Raw genomic sequence first — 15203 nt, 5'->3', positions numbered from 1 at the left:
GTTGACTTTTGGCACGCTGTTGAGTTCTCAAGGAACGGACGCTTCCTTTGTACTCACCCTCTCGGGCTTTCCTCCGGGCGCTTCCCTTCGGTCTTACGTTTCCGACTCTATCAGATCCTTTTCTCGACCTGACCCCCAGTCAGCGGGGTTTGTCTTTCCGGCCGTTGCGGGCCGTTCCGACGTCTCAAACCTTAGCGGACTCTCTCCGTGTTTCCCAAATCGAGGGCGCGGAATGAAATTCCGGCATGCAGACATGCCGAAGTCTTTCCCACTGGGAGGTCGAACTCAGGTTTGGTTGCCGCTTTCGCGGCGGAAGTGCTGCCGGAGAACCGTTACGTCCCCGTGGCAACCCGAAGAACCTTACGGATCGTCCAGAGTCGCGTCAAGTCCCGCAGCCCAAGATCTTTCAGTCCAGGTCGGTGAGGCGTCCGCCGGCGTCCGGCTGGGCGTCCTCCACCCTGCGAAGCAGGCGCGTCAGCACCTCACCGAGGGCGGTGCGCTCGTCCGCGTTGAGGTCCTGGAGGAGATCCGCCTCGAAGACGGTGGCCATCCGCATGGCCTCCTGCCACCTCTCCCGGCCTACCGGGGTGAGCTCCACGATGACGCGGACCCGGTTGTTCTCGTCCCGCTCCCGGGTGACCAGACCCTCGGCGACCATCCGGTCGATCCGGTGGGTCATGGCGGCCGGCGTCAGCCCCAGCCGCTTGGCGAGGTCACTGGGGCCCATCCGATAAGGAGCCCCGGAGAGGACGAGCGCCTTGAGGACCTCCCAGTCGGCGTTGGTGATGCCGAGCTCGGCGGTCTGGCGGCCGTAGGCGACGTTCATGCGGCGGTTGAGCCGGGACAGCGCGTTGACGATCTTCTCGACCTGGGGGTCGAGGTCCTGGAACTCGCGCTGGTACGCGGCGATCTGCTCTTCGAGGGTCGGCTCGTCCACGCCGGGGGTGTCGCCCATGCCCGCAGTATGGCACGGCCCCTCTTTGCCTTGAAGTCCTTCTCTATGTACTCTTTAGCTTCGAACTTTAGCTTCTAAGTCTTCACTCCTAACTAGTGAGAGAGGTGAACGTGACCAGGGCGATGGGCGCAGCGATGCGCCGGATCCACGTGGGCAACGCACTCAGCGCTTTCGGGCTGGGCTTCACGGTCCCGTACCTGTACGTCTACGTGGCGCAGGTGCGCGGGCTGGGGCCGATGACGGCGGGGATGGTCCTCGCCGTCTTCGCCGTGGCCGCGCTGATCGTGCTGCCGCTGGCCGGGCGGGCCATCGTCCGGCGCGGTGCCCTGCCGGTGCTGCTGACCGCCCTGCTCACCGCCGCGATCGGCGCGCTCAGCCTGGGGGTGTCGGCGAGCGCCGCGACCGTACTGCTGTCGGCGGCGGCGCTCGGCGCGGGACAGGCCGTCATGCAGCCGGCTCTGGCCACGATGATCGTGGACTGCTCCGGTCCTGAGACCCGGTCGCGCGCGTTCGCCATGCAGTTCTTCCTGCAGAACCTCGGGCTCGGCGTCGGCGGCCTCATCGGCGGGCACCTCGTCGACCCGACGAAAGCGGGCTCGTTCACCCTCCTCTTCGCCATCGAAGCGGTGATGTTCCTGCTGCTGGTCGTGGTGATGTCCACGGTGCGGATGCCGCGCTCCCCGCGGCTCGACGGCGCGCCCGCGCAGTCGGCCAAGGGCAGCTGGAAGCAGCTGCTGGGCAACCGGGCCATGGTGCAGCTGTGCGTGCTGGGCTTCGTGCTGTTCTTCGCGTGCTACGGACAGTTCGAGTCGGGCCTGAGCGCGTACGGCGTGGAGGCCGCCGGGATCTCCACCTCCACGCTGGGGACGGCGCTGGCGGCCAACACGCTGGTGATCGTCGTCGCGCAGTTCGCGGTGCTCCGCTTCGTGGAGCGGCGGAAGCGGTCGCGTGTGATCGCGTCCGTGGGTCTCATCTGGGCCGTGGCGTGGGCCGTGGCCGGCTACGCGGGGCTGGGCGGTGCCAGTCAGGAGATGGCTACGGCGGCGTTCGTCTCGACGTACGCGCTGTTCGGGCTCGGGGAGGCGATGCTGTCGCCGACGCTGGCGCCGCTGGTCGCCGACCTGGCGCCCACCGGGATGGCCGGTCAGTACAACTCGGCCTTCGCCCTGGTGAAGCAGCTCGCGCTGGCCGTGGGTCCGGCGGTGGGCGGGCCGATGGCGGCCTCGCTGCACGCGCCGTACATCGTGGTGTTCCTGCTGTTCTCGCTGGGGATCACCGTGCTGGCCCTGCGTCTCGGGCGGCAGCTGACCACCGTGCAGGACCAGCCCTCGGCGGCGGGCAGCCGGGTCGTGGCGCAGGGCGGCACCGAACAGGCGCCGGCTCCGGCCTGACCGCGCGCGTCACAATCCGACGCCGGCGGTCCTCGGCAGCAGGAACTCGCACCAGACGGCCTTGCCGCCGCCCGGGGTGCGTCTGCTGCCCCACGCGGAGGCGATCGTCGCGACGATGGCGATGCCCCGGCCGGACTCGTCGCCGGGCTCGGCCCGGCGGCGTCTGGGCAGATGGTCGTCGCCGTCGGTCACCTCGATGATCAGGCGGCGGTCGGTGCGGCGCAGACGCAGACGCATCGGCGGTGTGCCGTGCTGGAGGGAGTTGGCGACCAGTTCGCTGGTCGCCAGCACACCCAGGTCGTGCAGCTCGGCGGGGAAGCGCCAGCTGGTCAGGACGCCGGACGCGAAGGCACGCGCGCGGGGCGCCGCCTCGACCCCGCCGAGCAGTTCCAGCGCGGCGTTGCGGAACAGCTCGCTCTCGGGGCCCGGGCGCGACGGGTGCTGGAGGACCAGGACGGCGACGTCGTCGTCGTGTTCCGGAGTGACACCGGCCGAGCGGACCAGACGGTCGCAGACGACCTGAGGGCCGCCGGTCGCTCCGGCCAGGGCGCGCTCCAGTGAGGCGATGCCCTCGTCCAGGTCCTCGTCGCGGCGCTCGACCAGGCCGTCGGTGTAGAGGACGGCGGTGGATCCCGGGCCGAGCGGCACGGAGCCGGAGGCGTGCATCCAGCCGCCGGTGCCCAGCGGCGGGCCGGTCGGTTCGTCGGCGCGCCGGACGGTGCCGTTCTCGTCGCGCACCAGGATGGGGAGGTGCCCCGCGGAGGCGTACACCAGGCGGCCCTCGTTCGGGTCGTGGATGGCGTAGACGCAGGTGGCGATCTGGTTGGCGTCGATCTCCATGGCGAGGCCGTCGAGCAGCTGGAGCACCTCGTGCGGCGGGAGGTCCAGGCGCGCGTACGCCCGGACGGCCGTGCGGAGCTGGCCCATGACCGCCGCCGCGCGCACTCCTCGTCCCATCACGTCGCCGATGACCAGGGCGGTGCGTCCGCCGCCGAGGGTGATGACGTCGTACCAGTCGCCGCCGACGGCCGCCTCGGTGCCGCCGGGGTGGTAGGTGGCGGCGACGCGCAGGTCGTCGGGCTCCTCCAGCTCCTGCGGGAGCAGGGAGCGCTGGAGGGTGACGGCTGTCTCGCGCTGCCGGCGCTCGCTGGCGCGCAGCCGCTCGGCGGCCTCGGCGTGGTCGGTGACGTCGGTGGCGAAGACCAGCACACCGCGGCCGTCGCCCTCCCCGGCGGGCGTGCAGGTGAACGTGTACGAGCGGCCGTCAGGCGCCTTGCGGGACTTGACCGTCCGGGGCTTGCCGCTGCGCAGGACCTGGTCGAGGAGAGGCAGCAGGCCCAGCTCGTCGAGCTCCGGGAGCGCTCCCCGGGCGGGTGCGCCGACGGGGCGGAGGCCGAAGGCGGCCGTGTAGGCGTCGTTGAGGTAGGCGATGCGGTGGTCCGGGCCGTGGACCAGGGCGACGAGGCAGGGGACGCGGTCGAGAACCTCGCGGACCTCCAGCTCGTCGACGGCCGGCAGCGGCCGGTCCGCGTCGGTGAGCCTCTCCGCGCGGGCCGCGGGCACGGAGCCCTCTCCCCGCCGGTCCGGGGATGCCGTCTGCTCGGTCCGCGCTGCGGCGCGGCGCTGCGTTCCGGGGAGCCGGGCGCTCCAGCGCGTGAAGTTCACGAATCCTTGCCTCGTGTAGTTGTCGGCGGCCGGATACCGGAACCGGCCGGGGCCCGGGGGCCGCACCGGAGCGGGCCCTCCCGCCCGCGGTGGTGGACCAGTGTGGCAGGGTCCGGCCGGGCCGACATCCGCTAGACGCCGGTCCGGCCCCAGGAGTTCCTGGGTCCGGTCAGGACGACCCCTTCGGGTTGTGCGGTGGGTCGTGGGAAGGCTTTCCACCGGCCGCCAGTTCGAACTCCGCCCGAGGATGTTCGAGTGATCCGAGCGAGACGATCTCCCGCTTGAAGAGGCCCGCGAGCGTCCACTCCGCGGCCACGCGCGCCTTCCGGTTGAAGGTCGGCACCCGGCTGAGGTGGTACGTGCGGTGCATGAGCCAGGCGGGGTAGCCCTTCAGCTTGCGGCCGTAGACCTGGGCGACCCCTTTGTGCAGCCCCAGGGAGGCCACGGATCCGGCGTACTTGTGGGCGTACGTCTCCAGGGGTTCGCCGCGCAGGGAGTGGACGACGTTGTCGCCGAGCACCCGGGCCTGGCGCAGGGCGTGTTGCGCGTTGGGCGCGCATTCCCGCCCTTCCTCCCCCGCGGTGACGTCGGGTACGGCGGCGGCGTCACCGGCGGCCCAGGCGTGGGGGGCGCCCTCGACGGACAGTTCGGCGGTGCAGCGCAGCCGGCCGCGCTCGTTCAGGGGCAGGTCGGTGGCGGCGAGCACGGGGTGCGGTTTCACTCCGGCGGTCCACACGACGGTCCGCGTCGGAAAGCGCGACCCGTCGCTCAGCACGGCCACCCGGTCGGCGCAGGAGTCCAGCCGCGTCTCGAGGCGCACGTCGATGTTGCGCCGCCGCAGCTCCGTCACGGTGTAGCGCCCCATCTCCTCACCCACCTCGGGGAGGATCCGGTCCGACGCCTCCACCAGGATCCACTTCATGTCCTCGGGGCGGACGTTGTGGTAGTACCGCGTGGCGTAGCGCGCCATGTCCTCCAGCTCGCCGAGCGCCTCCACACCCGCGTAGCCGCCGCCGACGAAGACGAACGTGAGGGCGGCGTCCCTCACCCCCGGGTCACGCGTCGACGAGGCGATGTCCATCTGCTCGAGGACGTGGTTGCGCAGCCCGATGGCCTCCTCCACGGTCTTGAAGCCGATGGCGTGATCGGCGAGCCCCGGGATCGGCAAGGTGCGCGCGACCGACCCGGGTGCCAGAACCAGCTCGTCGTACTCGATCCGCCTGCCGTCCGTCCCCTCCTCGTCGGTGGCCGGGGTGCGGACGGTGGCCGTGCGCGCGGCGTGGTCGACGGCCGTGGCCTCCCCGATGACGACGCGGCACCGGTCGAGGACACGACGCAGCGGTACGACGACATGACGAGGGGAAATGGCACCGGCGGCCGCTTCGGGCAGGAAAGGCTGGTACGTCATGTACGGGTCCGGCGTGACGACCGTGATCTCGGCCTCGCCCCGTCCGAGCTCGCGTTTCAGTCTCCGTTGCAGGCGCAGGGCCGTGTACATCCCGACGTAGCCACCGCCGACAACGAGAATGCGCGCACGTTCCTTCACCCTCCCATGACGCACCCGTCGCTTCCGTTTGTCCACAGCCCCGACGAATTGTGTGACCGTAGGACGCACCTGCCGGTGGTTGGCCGAATTGCCGACACAGCACCGATCACCGCAGGTCACACCGCATGATCGGCACCCTGGTGAAGGAACATTCGCGACGTATACGACTCGTGCTCCGATCGAGGGGCGCTCCGTGCGGAACGTGCCCCTTCTGAATTGACCCCCTCTCAACTATGTTCATGTGTCGACGGGGTACAGGGGGATGTGCTCGTCGGATCCGCGACGGGCGGGACCGACAGGCCGGTCCCGTTTTCACGCCCCGGACGTCAATGGCGGGGAGAGTCTCCGGGGGGAGACGTCATTACCGGGGGATACACATGCATGTGCAGGACTCTCGATGGTCGTCCGCTGTCGCCTCTGGCGCGACGATGAGCGCCGCCGCCGGCGGGCGCCCGGACGGCACTCGCACCACACCGCTGCGCGTCGACGCCCAGCGCAACCTGGAGCACGTGCTGCGTGCGGCGCGTGAGGTCTTCGGCGAGCTGGGGTACGGCGCGCCGATGGAGGACGTGGCGCGCCGGGCACGGGTCGGCGTCGGCACGGTGTACCGGCGGTTCCCGAGCAAGGACGTGCTCGTACGCCGGATCGCCGAGGAGGAGACGTCCCGGCTGACGGAGCAGGCGCGTGCCGCTCTGGGGCAGGAGGACGAGCCGTGGTCGGCGCTGTCGCGCTTCCTGCGCACGTCGGTCGCGTCCGGCGCGGGGCGGCTGCTGCCGCCGCAGGTGCTGCGGGTCGGCGTCGCGGAGGAGCGGGGGCTGCCGGAGCACGCGCGGCTGCCGCAGCAGCGGACGCAGCCCGCGGGGGAGCTGCGGCTCGTGCCCGAGGAGCGGGCGGAGGACCACGGTGGCGCGGCGGAACTGCTCGACGTGGTCGGGCAGTTGGTGGAACGAGCCCGGGCGGCGGGGGAGTTGCGGGCGGACGTGTCCGTGTCCGACGTGCTGCTCGTCATAGCGACGGCTGCGCCCTCCCTGCCTGACGCGGCCCAGCAGGCGGCGGCCTCCGCGCGTCTCCTGGACATCCTCCTGGAGGGCCTCCGCAGCAGGCCGAGCTGACCTGCGGTCTTTTTCCACCGCGTGGGCCGGCCCCCGTACGGCACGGGTGCCGGCCCACGCGTGTCGCACCCACGGGCCCGCGAGGTCGCCCGGCGTCGGTGCGGGCCGAGGGTGTTGGCGCACCTGGCGCCGACAGGGTGCCGCCGCCGCGGCCACCCTCCCCCACTCTCGGCTTCGCTCGAGCGGGAGGCACCCCCCTCGCCCTGAGCGGCACGAATGCCCGCGGTGGGCGGAACCCGGTGGCCGCCCCGCGCCGGCGATGTCGGCGTAGCCGCGTACGGCGGGGGGAGGCGGGGTGGGGGTGGGCGCCCGCAGCGGCTGGCGCGTCCGCACCGTTCACTTACCGACAGGCACAATCGCGCCAGACCGAGGACGTCCACCCCCAGCGCGACCCCGTGCCACCCACCGGCCGTAGGCGCTGCATCAGCCCTCACCGGACGGAGCCCTGCGCCGCAGGCGTAAACCTCAAACCCCACCGAACGGAACCCCGCGCCCCAGGCGTAAACCTCAAACCCCACCGAACGGAACCCCGCGCCCCAGGCGTAAACCTCAAACCCACCACACGGAACCCGCGCCCCAGGCGCCCCGCCTCAGCGCGGTCCCGCTGCCCCAGCCCCCAGCGCACCCCGCTGCGGCGCGATCCCCGCCGGCACCGCCCGCTGCCGCGCAGGCGTCCCCGTCCAGCACGTCCCCCGCCGCGCCAGCAGCCTCCGCAGCCACACCTCCAGCGCCACCAGGTCCGCCAGCCCGTCCAGCGGCAGCGCCTCCCCCTCAGCCGCCCCCCGCAGCGCCTTGCGCACGACCCGCGCCTCCACCAACCCCGCCTGAGCCAGCAACGGCGTGTCGAACAGTGCGATCAGCGACCCCGCCGCCACCCGCAGCCCCGTCCGCGCGGCCACCGCCGTCGTGGGGACCGCCGGCGCCCCCCACCCCGCCGGCAGATCCCGCACCCCCGCGCCCTCGAGCACGGACCGCAGGATCGCCGCCCGCGCGCCCGGCCGTACCCGCAGCGCCTCCGGCAGGGCCCTGCAGGCCCGCACCACCTGGTTGTCGAGGAACGGCGTGTGCAGCCGCTGCGACCGGATCTCCGCCGCCTGTTCCAGCACCCGTACGTCCGACGCGTACCGTGCCAGCGCCGCACGCGCCCGGAAGTCCCCCGGCCGCTGCCCGGGGCCCACCTCCGACCGCCACGTCGACGCCTGGAGGCGAACCGATACTTCAGCCAGCGCCTCGCCGGTCAGCCACCGCGCCGCGGGCCCGGGCCGGCCCCAGGTCAGTGCGGCCAGCGAGGCGTCCGCGGCGCCGCCGGGACCGTCGTCGTCCAGCTTCTTGTGCAGCAGCCGCTGCGCGAGGGACTCCAGCCCGGTCCGGTACGGCGTCCGCGCCAGCCTCCTCGCCGCCGCGTACACCCGCGCCGGCACCATCACGGACCCGTCCGCCTTGGCCAGAGCGGCGACCGGCCGCACCAGATGCCGCCGCTTACGGTCCATCAGCAGATCGGCGAGCCGCGCGGGATGAGCGTCCAGCACCTGCTTGGCGCCGTGACCCGTGAAGTGGTCCGCGCTGCCCGCCGCCAGCCGCGCCCGGTGCCGCGCCGCAGCGACCAGCGACGGGCCCGGCTCGTCCGTCAGCGGGACATCCAGCTCGACGTAGGGAAGCGTCGACTCCTCCCCGGCGACCACCACATGGTGCAGCCGAGGATTCGCGGCGAGTGCGCCCGCCCGCTCCAGTTCTCCCTCGTCGCGCCCTCCTGCGTCCCCGGCGGCCAGGTCGTTGAAGGTGACGGCCAGGAGCCGCTCCCCCGCGCCGGTGCCGTGTCCCAGCACGGTCCCCGGTCTCCCCGGCAGCCCGGCGGCCAGCAAGGCCAGGGCACCCGACGCCGGCCCTCCGGACAGATCCGCGCCGATCCCCGCCACCGGCGTCCCCCGCTGCGCACGCCGCTCCGCGGGCCCCATGCCCGGCACCGGTCCGGGGTCCATGTCGGCGCCGGGCACATGACGGGGCGCGGCCAGCCGCGTCCGCACCGCCTCGACCAGCGCGTCCCGCACGGCGTCCACCGCGTGGTCGGGGTCGGCGGGCGGGGCGGCGACGGCCAGGGAGGCGACGGGTTCGTACCCGGCGATCTCGCGGGCCCCGGCGCGCAGGATCAGCGCGTGCCCCGGCGGAACACGCTTCACGCCCTCGTACGGGGTGGAGTCCTGGAGCGCGGCGGGCACGTCGGGCGCCGCGAGCAGCGCGGCGAGGTGTCCGAAGTCGAGGTTGGCCTCGACGAGGTCGGCGAGCGGCAGGGCGGCGGTGGCGTAGGCGACGCCCCGTTCGAAGGGGGTGTAGAAGACGGGCCGGGCGCCTGCGAGGTCGCTGCACACGGTGACGCGGCGACCGACCTGGACGACCGCGGTGTAGCTGCCCGGCCAGGCGGTGAGATGCCGCAGAGCCCCGCCCCGCGCGGCGAACAGCGCGACGCGCAGCTGTTCGTCGGAGGCGCCGCAGGTGCCGAGGACGGCGACGCGGGTCTGTTCGTCGGCGGCGACCACCCGCACCTCGTCGGGGCGCCAGTCCCCGACGGCCCACAGCGGGTCGGGGTCGCCCCACAGCAGGTGGGAGCCGACGGGCTGCAGGGTCTCACCGTCGACGCCGGTGGTGCCGGCTGAGCCGACGGGGCCGTATCCCCCGGCCGCCGCGGCGGTGCTGCTCCATCCCACCAACCACCGCATCGCCGCCTCCACAAGCTGTGGACAACCAACCCACCGTACGAACCGGTTCCCCATGCTGCCATGAAGGAGGCGCTCGGTAACGCCGCCGGAGCGGTGTGTGCTCCGTCGAGTGCGCCCCGGCGGATACACCTACCCTCGGCGGGCGTTGGCGGACCGCGCACCCGAACACCCGCCCGAGACACGGAGATCGACATTCGGGCGGTCGCCGCCCACCAGGCCACTTCGACGCGAATGCGCCCCCGATGCGCGCCCCCAAAACCACCAACGCGCCCTTAACTACCTGGATAGAAGCGCGGATTCGCCGAAACGAGCGGCATCGATTTTCGGCCAAATCGAAGCGGTGAGATCACACTCGAACACGCTCCGTACAGGCTTTGCGCACCACAGCGGGGCGTACGGTCCGGGAGGCGGAGCTCGTCTCCCGGACCGTTCCGCCGCCCGCGGGGATGAAGGCGGCGGTGTTCCCCCAGCCCACTGGATCCAGTACAGCGGGCCGACCCACGCACGGACCATGGAATCGCTCCCGGTATGGCCGGAGAAGAGCGCACGGACAGGCGCACGGCCACACACCGGGAGCACGCCGCAACTGCGCGTATCGGACCCGTACTTCAGTACGGACCACAATCCCGCCATCCGGAAGAATGCCCCTTAACGCTTGGGATGCGGCGAACTACGCTGGGTTTACGAATGCCGCGTGGTTATGCCAGAGCGGCAGCCGTCTGTGTCGAGGGGTGGCGCATGTCCAGGGAGCAACGCGGGCCGAACGAAAAACTCGGCGCCGTTCTCGCCCTCGCGGGAATCAGCAACGCCGGCCTCGCACGGCGCGTCAACGATCTCGGCGCACAGCGGGGACTGACGCTTCGCTACGACAAGACGTCGGTGGCACGCTGGGTGTCGAAGGGCATGGTGCCGCAGGGCGCCGCCCCGCACCTGATCGCCGCCGCCATCGGCCAGAAGCTGGGCCGCCCCGTGCCGCTGCACGAGATCGGCCTGGCGGACGCCGATCCCGCGCCCGAGGTGGGTCTCGCCTTCCCCCGTGACGTCGGCCAGGCGGTGAAGTCCGCGACCGAGCTGTACCGGCTGGACCTGGCCGGCCGCCGGGCAGGCTCCGGCGGCATCTGGCAGTCCCTCGCCGGGTCGTTCGCGGTGAGCGCGTACGCCACGCCCGCCTCACGGTGGCTGATAACCCCGGCCGACAGCTCGGTCGCGCGCGAGGTGAGCCCGTCCGAAGGCTCCGGCGCACCGCTCAAAGTCGGCCACAGCGATGTGCAGAAACTGCGGGAGGCCGCGGAGGACGCCCGCCGCTGGGACTCCAAGTACGGTGGCGGCGACTGGCGTTCGTCGATGGTCCCGGAGTGCTTGAGGGTCGAGGCGGCCCCGCTGCTGCTCGGCTCCTACTCCGACGACGTGGGCCGCTCCCTCTTCGGCGCGGCCGCCGAACTCACCCGCCTGGCGGGCTGGATGGCGTTCGACACGGGCCAGCAGGAGGCGGCGCAGCGCTACTACATCCAGGCCCTGCGCCTGGCCCGCGCGGCGGCCGACGTGCCCCTCGGCGGGTACGTCCTCGCCTCGATGTCGCTCCAGGCGACGTACCGCGGCTTCGGCGACGAGGGAGTGGACCTCGCCCAGGCCGCCCTGGAGCGCAACCGCGGCCTGGCCACCGCCCGCACCCTCAGCTTCTTCCGCCTGGTCGAGGCACGCGCGCACGCACGCGCCGGGGACGCCCAGGCGGCCGGCGCCGCGCTGAAGTCGGCGGAGAGCTGGCTGGAGCGGTCCCGCCCCGGCGACAGCGACCCGACCTGGCTCGGCTTCTACTCCTACGACCGGTTCGCCGCCGACGCGGCCGAGTGCTACCGGGACCTGAAGGCGCCCCGTCAGGTGCGCCGCTTCACCGAGCAGGCGCTGTCGAAGCCCACCGAGGAGTTCGTGCGCTCGCACGGACTGCGCCTGGTGGTCTCCGCGGTCGCCGAACTGGAGTCCGGGAACCTGGACGCCGCCTGTGAGCAGGGCGTACGGGCCGTGGAGGTGGCGGGCCGCATCTCCTCCGCGCGCACCACGGAGTACGTCAGGGACCTGCTGCACCGGCTGGAGCCGTACGGCGACGAGCCGCGCGTGGTCGAGCTGCGCGAGCGCGCCCGCCCGCTGCTGATGACCACGGCCTGACCTGCCCCGCCCCCGCCCTTGGTTTGAAGCCGTTGTCAGTGGCGCAGTGCACTATCGACGCGGGAGGTGGCGCAGGTGGCGGCGGGGTCGTACGACTGTGACGTGGTGGTGATCGGCGGCGGGATCGTCGGCCTGTCGACGGCGTATGCCATCGGGCGGGCCGCCCCGGGCACGCGGGTGACCGTGCTGGAGAAGGAGCAGGGCACGGCCCGGCACCAGACGGGACGCAACAGCGGGGTGATCCACAGCGGCATCTACTACCGCCCCGGCTCCCTGAAGGCGCGGTACGCGGTGTCGGGCGCGGCCGAGATGGTCAAGTTCTGCGCCGAGTACGACATCCCGCACGCGGTGACGGGCAAGCTGATCGTCGCCACGGAGCGCGAGGAGCTGCCCCGGCTGCACGCCCTGGTCCAGCGCGGCCGGGAGAACGGCCTGTCGGTGCGGGAGCTGTGCGGCGCGCAGATCGCGGAGTACGAGCCGGAAGTCGAGGGCCTCGCCGCGATCCATGTCGGCACCACCGGCATCTGCGACTACGCGGCGGTGGCCCGCCGGCTCGCGGATGCGTCCGGTGCGGACGTGCGGCACGGCGCGGAAGTGGTCCGGATCGACCGCCGGCCCGACCGGGGCGTGGCCGTGCTGACGGCGGCCGGCGACATCGTGCGCGCCCGCACGCTGGTGAACTGCGCGGGGCTGCACTGCGACCGGATCGCGCTGCTCACGGGCGACGAGCCGGGCGCCCGCATCGTGCCGTTCCGCGGGGAGTACTACGAGCTGGCCCGCCCCGAGCTGGTGCGGGGCCTGGTCTACCCGGTGCCGGACCCGGCGTTCCCCTTCCTCGGCGTCCACCTCACCCGGGGCACGGACGACGGGGTGCACGTGGGGCCGAACGCGGTCCCGGCGCTGGCCCGCGAGGGCTACGACTGGCGGACGGTGCGGCCGCGCGAGCTGGGGGCGACCCTGACCTGGCCGGGCTCCTGGCAGCTGGCCCGCCGCCACTGGCGGTACGGCGCGGGAGAGCTGCACCGCTCGCTGTCCAAGCCGGCCTTCGCGCGGGCCGTGCGCCGGCTGCTGCCCGCCGTGCGGGACGAGGACCTGGTGCCGACGGAGGCCGGGGTGCGGGCGCAGGCGGTGCTGCGCGACGGCACGCTGGTCGACGACTTCCTGATCCGGGAGGCGCCCCGCGCGGTGCACGTGCTGAACGCCCCCTCGCCCGCCGCGACCGCCTCGCTGCCGATCGGCCGGGAGATCGCCCGCCGGGCGCTGGCCGGCCTCGCCGAGAGCGAGCGGTGAGCGCGCGTGGCGGGAGCGGCCGTCGGGCGGGCGTGCGCGGCCGGGCGGCCGTGCGCGCCGTCCCCGTAAAATCGAGGGCACTGTGTCTGATTCCGTGATGAGCACCCCCGAAGCACCGCACGCCGAGCGGACCGCCGGCGAGCCGGCCCCCCGCGCCCGCGCGAAGGGGGAGCCGCGCTTCCCCGACGGCCCGAAGGCCGACCCCGCCGGGTCGCACTTCGAGCGCCGCATCCGCAGCTTCCAGCCCCGCCGCAGCCGCGTCACCGCGGGTCAGGCGGATGCGCTGCAGCGGTTGTGGCCGGCGTGGGGGCTCGACATCGACGGCAGCCGCCGGCTGGACCTGACCGAGCTGTTCGGGAACGGCCGGCCGGTCGTCCTGGAGATCGGCTTCGGCATGGGCGAGGCCACCGCGGAGATGGCCGCCGCCGACCCGGACACGAACATCCTCGCCGTCGACGTCCACACCCCCGGCCAGGGGCATCTGCTGCACCTCGCCGAGAAGCGCGGCCTGACCAACGTGCGCGTGGCGAACGGGGACGCGATCATCCTGCTGCGCGAGATGCTCGCCCCGGACGCCCTGAGGGGGCTGCGCGTCTTCTTCCCGGACCCGTGGCCGAAGAAGCGGCACCACAAGCGGCGGCTGATCCAGCCGGAGTTCCTGACCCTGGCCGCGTCCCGCCTCGCGCCGGGCGCGATCGTCCACTGCGCCACCGACTGGGAGCCGTACGCGGAGCAGATGCTCGAGGTGCTGACCGCGCACCCCGCCTTCGAGAACACCCGGGAGGACGGCGGTTTCGCGCCGCGTCCCGCGTTCCGGCCGCTCACCCGTTTCGAGCGGCAGGGGCTGGACAAGGGTCACGTGGTGAACGACCTGCTCTTCCGCCGCGTACCGCACGACGACCGCGCCGGCCGCCCGGACGGGGACACCGTCTGACCTCCTCCGGGGCCCCGCGCCGGCACGCAGCCCTGCCCCTTCCTCGTTAGGGTCGAATCCGTGGCCAGCAGCCCTCCGTACCCGCCGTACCCCGGCGCAGCTCCCGGCAGCACGCTGCGGCACCCGCATTGGTGGCAGCGCCCGGCGGTCCGCTACGGAGCGATGGTGACGCTGCTGGCCCTGTCCGGCCTGGTGATCCTCGCGCTGGTGCGGGAACAGACCGGCACGCAGGGCTTCCTCGTGGGTCTGGGGCTGGCCGTGCTGCCGGTCCCGCTGCTGCTCGCGGCGTTCCGCTGGCTGGGCCGGGTGGAGCCGGGCCCCTGGCGGAACCTGCTGTTCGCCTTCGCCTGGGGAGCCTGCGCGGCGGCGCTCATCGCGATCGTGGCGAACAGCTTCGCCACCCGGTGGATAGCCACGACCACCGCCGACCCGGCCGGCGCCGACACCCTGGGCGCGACGGTCATAGCGCCGGTCGTGGAGGAGACGGCGAAGGCTGCGGCGGTGCTGCTGCTTTTCCTGTTCCGCAGACGCGACTTCCACGGGATCCTCGACGGTGTGGTGGCGGCCGGATTCACCGCGACCGGTTTCGCGTTCACCGAGAACGTCCTCTACCTGGGCAACGCCTTCGGCACCGACCAGCTCACCGGCGGCAGCGGCATCGCCTCGGTCACCGCGGCGACCTTCTTCGTGCGTATCGTCATGTCGCCCTTCGCGCATCCCCTGTTCACCGTGCTCACCGGCATCGGGTTCGGCGCGGCCGCGCTGGCCGCCGACCGCCAGCGGGTGCGGCGCGTCCTCCTGCCCCTCGCCGGGCTGCTCCTCGCCATGGGCATGCACGCCCTGTGGAACGGCTCCGCCACGCTCGGCCAGTTCGGCTTCATCGCGGTGTACGGGGCGTTCATGATGCCGACCTTCGGGCTGCTGACCTGGCTGGTGGTGTGGACACGGCAGCGGGAGCTGCGGACCGTGCGCGCGGAGCTGCCCGCGTACGCGGTGGCGGGCTGGCTGCGCCCGTCGGAGCCGTTCGCGCTGGGCTCGATGCGGGCCCGGCGCCTCGCCCGGAAGTTCGCCCGCGAGCACGGCGGCAGACCGGCCGCGCGGGCGGTCGCCCAGTACGAGGCGTACGCGACGCAGCTGGCGTTCCTGCGCCACCGGGGCCGTGCGGGGAAGGCGGGGGCGGACTTCGTGACGCGGGAGCGGGAGCTGCTCCTGGAGCTGTGGCACCGGCGCGCGGCGGCCCGTCCGGCGCTGGAGCACGCGGCCCGGCTCACGGCGCCCCGGCTGCCGTACGGCGCGGGTTGGGCGTACGGGCCCGTCCCGGCGGTGTGGCCGCCGCAGGGGCAGCCGACGTATCCGGCGTACGGGGAGAACCCCTACCGGCGCTGAAAAGGCCTCGGACATGCGGAACCGGCAGCCCTGACGTCGGGGGGTCG

Annotated in this window: 10 protein-coding genes; 6 read left to right on the top strand and 4 right to left on the bottom strand. The window is 73.1% G+C overall.

The features are described 5' to 3' along the window. Window positions 1-406: 406 nt before the first annotated feature. Entirely contained in the window at window positions 407-955 is a 549-nt protein-coding gene (locus ACF1AG_RS30160) for a MarR family transcriptional regulator (RefSeq protein ID WP_359751016.1), read from the bottom strand. A 122-nt stretch (window positions 956-1077) separates the two neighbouring features. On the opposite strand from ACF1AG_RS30160, the gene ACF1AG_RS30155 reads away from it, so the two are divergent. Continuing rightward, window positions 1078-2346, top strand: coding sequence for an MFS transporter (locus tag ACF1AG_RS30155; protein ID WP_359751028.1), 1269 nt, complete (start codon window positions 1078-1080; stop codon window positions 2344-2346). 9 nt (window positions 2347-2355) lie between these two features. On the opposite strand, the gene ACF1AG_RS30150 is transcribed toward ACF1AG_RS30155, so the two are convergent. Together ACF1AG_RS30150 and ACF1AG_RS30145 are read right to left on the bottom strand one after the other, a co-directional pair. Continuing rightward, a complete protein-coding gene (locus ACF1AG_RS30150) occupies window positions 2356-4011 on the bottom strand; it encodes a SpoIIE family protein phosphatase (protein WP_359605091.1) in 1656 nt (551 codons plus the stop codon). Window positions 4012-4180: 169 nt separating this feature from the next. Further along, window positions 4181-5557, bottom strand: coding sequence for an NAD(P)/FAD-dependent oxidoreductase (locus tag ACF1AG_RS30145; RefSeq protein WP_387798562.1), 1377 nt, complete (start codon window positions 5555-5557; stop codon window positions 4181-4183). Between the two features lie 377 nt (window positions 5558-5934). On the opposite strand from ACF1AG_RS30145, the gene ACF1AG_RS30140 reads away from it, so the two are divergent. Further along, the gene (locus ACF1AG_RS30140; protein ID WP_359605095.1) at window positions 5935-6669 is read left to right on the top strand and encodes a helix-turn-helix domain-containing protein; all 735 of its coding nucleotides are present in this window, start codon (window positions 5935-5937) and stop codon (window positions 6667-6669) included. Between the two features lie 590 nt (window positions 6670-7259). Here ACF1AG_RS30140 and ACF1AG_RS30135 read toward each other — a convergent pair. Continuing rightward, the gene (locus ACF1AG_RS30135; RefSeq protein ID WP_359605097.1) at window positions 7260-9383 is read right to left on the bottom strand and encodes an asparagine synthase-related protein; all 2124 of its coding nucleotides are present in this window, start codon (window positions 9381-9383) and stop codon (window positions 7260-7262) included. 738 nt (window positions 9384-10121) lie between these two features. On the opposite strand from ACF1AG_RS30135, the gene ACF1AG_RS30130 reads away from it, so the two are divergent. From ACF1AG_RS30130 to ACF1AG_RS30115, 4 genes are all read left to right on the top strand, one after another. After that, window positions 10122-11546 carry a hypothetical protein gene (locus ACF1AG_RS30130; protein ID WP_048460380.1) on the top strand — a complete coding sequence of 475 codons (1425 nt, stop codon included), beginning with the start codon at window positions 10122-10124 and terminating at the stop codon, window positions 11544-11546. Between the two features lie 66 nt (window positions 11547-11612). Beyond that, the gene (gene lhgO / locus ACF1AG_RS30125) at window positions 11613-12836 is read left to right on the top strand and encodes an L-2-hydroxyglutarate oxidase (protein ID WP_387798569.1); all 1224 of its coding nucleotides are present in this window, start codon (window positions 11613-11615) and stop codon (window positions 12834-12836) included. Window positions 12837-12933: 97 nt separating this feature from the next. After that, window positions 12934-13770, top strand: coding sequence for a tRNA (guanosine(46)-N7)-methyltransferase TrmB (gene trmB / locus ACF1AG_RS30120; protein ID WP_387798571.1), 837 nt, complete (start codon window positions 12934-12936; stop codon window positions 13768-13770). A 60-nt stretch (window positions 13771-13830) separates the two neighbouring features. Next, the gene (locus ACF1AG_RS30115) at window positions 13831-15156 is read left to right on the top strand and encodes a PrsW family intramembrane metalloprotease (protein WP_387798574.1); all 1326 of its coding nucleotides are present in this window, start codon (window positions 13831-13833) and stop codon (window positions 15154-15156) included. The last annotated feature ends 47 nt before the right edge of the window (window positions 15157-15203 follow it).

The sequence above is a fragment of the Streptomyces sp. NPDC014764 genome (genome assembly GCF_043082785.1).
Classification (GTDB): Bacteria; Actinomycetota; Actinomycetes; order Streptomycetales; family Streptomycetaceae; genus Streptomyces; species Streptomyces althioticus.
The sequence above is the reverse complement of the archived record's forward strand: the minus strand, read 5'-3'. Positions and strand labels throughout refer to the sequence as shown.

Excerpts from the sequence above, each read along its gene's own strand:
- ACF1AG_RS30160 (WP_359751016.1), bottom strand. The coding sequence starts at position 955 with ATGGGCGACACCCCCGGCGTGGACGAGCCGACCCTCGAAGAGCAGATC.
- ACF1AG_RS30155 (WP_359751028.1), top strand. The coding sequence starts at position 1,078 with ATGGGCGCAGCGATGCGCCGGATCCACGTGGGCAACGCACTCAGCGCT.
- ACF1AG_RS30140 (WP_359605095.1), top strand. The coding sequence starts at position 5,935 with ATGCATGTGCAGGACTCTCGATGGTCGTCCGCTGTCGCCTCTGGCGCG.
- ACF1AG_RS30135 (WP_359605097.1), bottom strand. The coding sequence starts at position 9,383 with ATGCGGTGGTTGGTGGGATGGAGCAGCACCGCCGCGGCGGCCGGGGGA.
- ACF1AG_RS30130 (WP_048460380.1), top strand. The coding sequence starts at position 10,122 with ATGTCCAGGGAGCAACGCGGGCCGAACGAAAAACTCGGCGCCGTTCTC.
- trmB (WP_387798571.1), top strand. The coding sequence starts at position 12,934 with ATGAGCACCCCCGAAGCACCGCACGCCGAGCGGACCGCCGGCGAGCCG.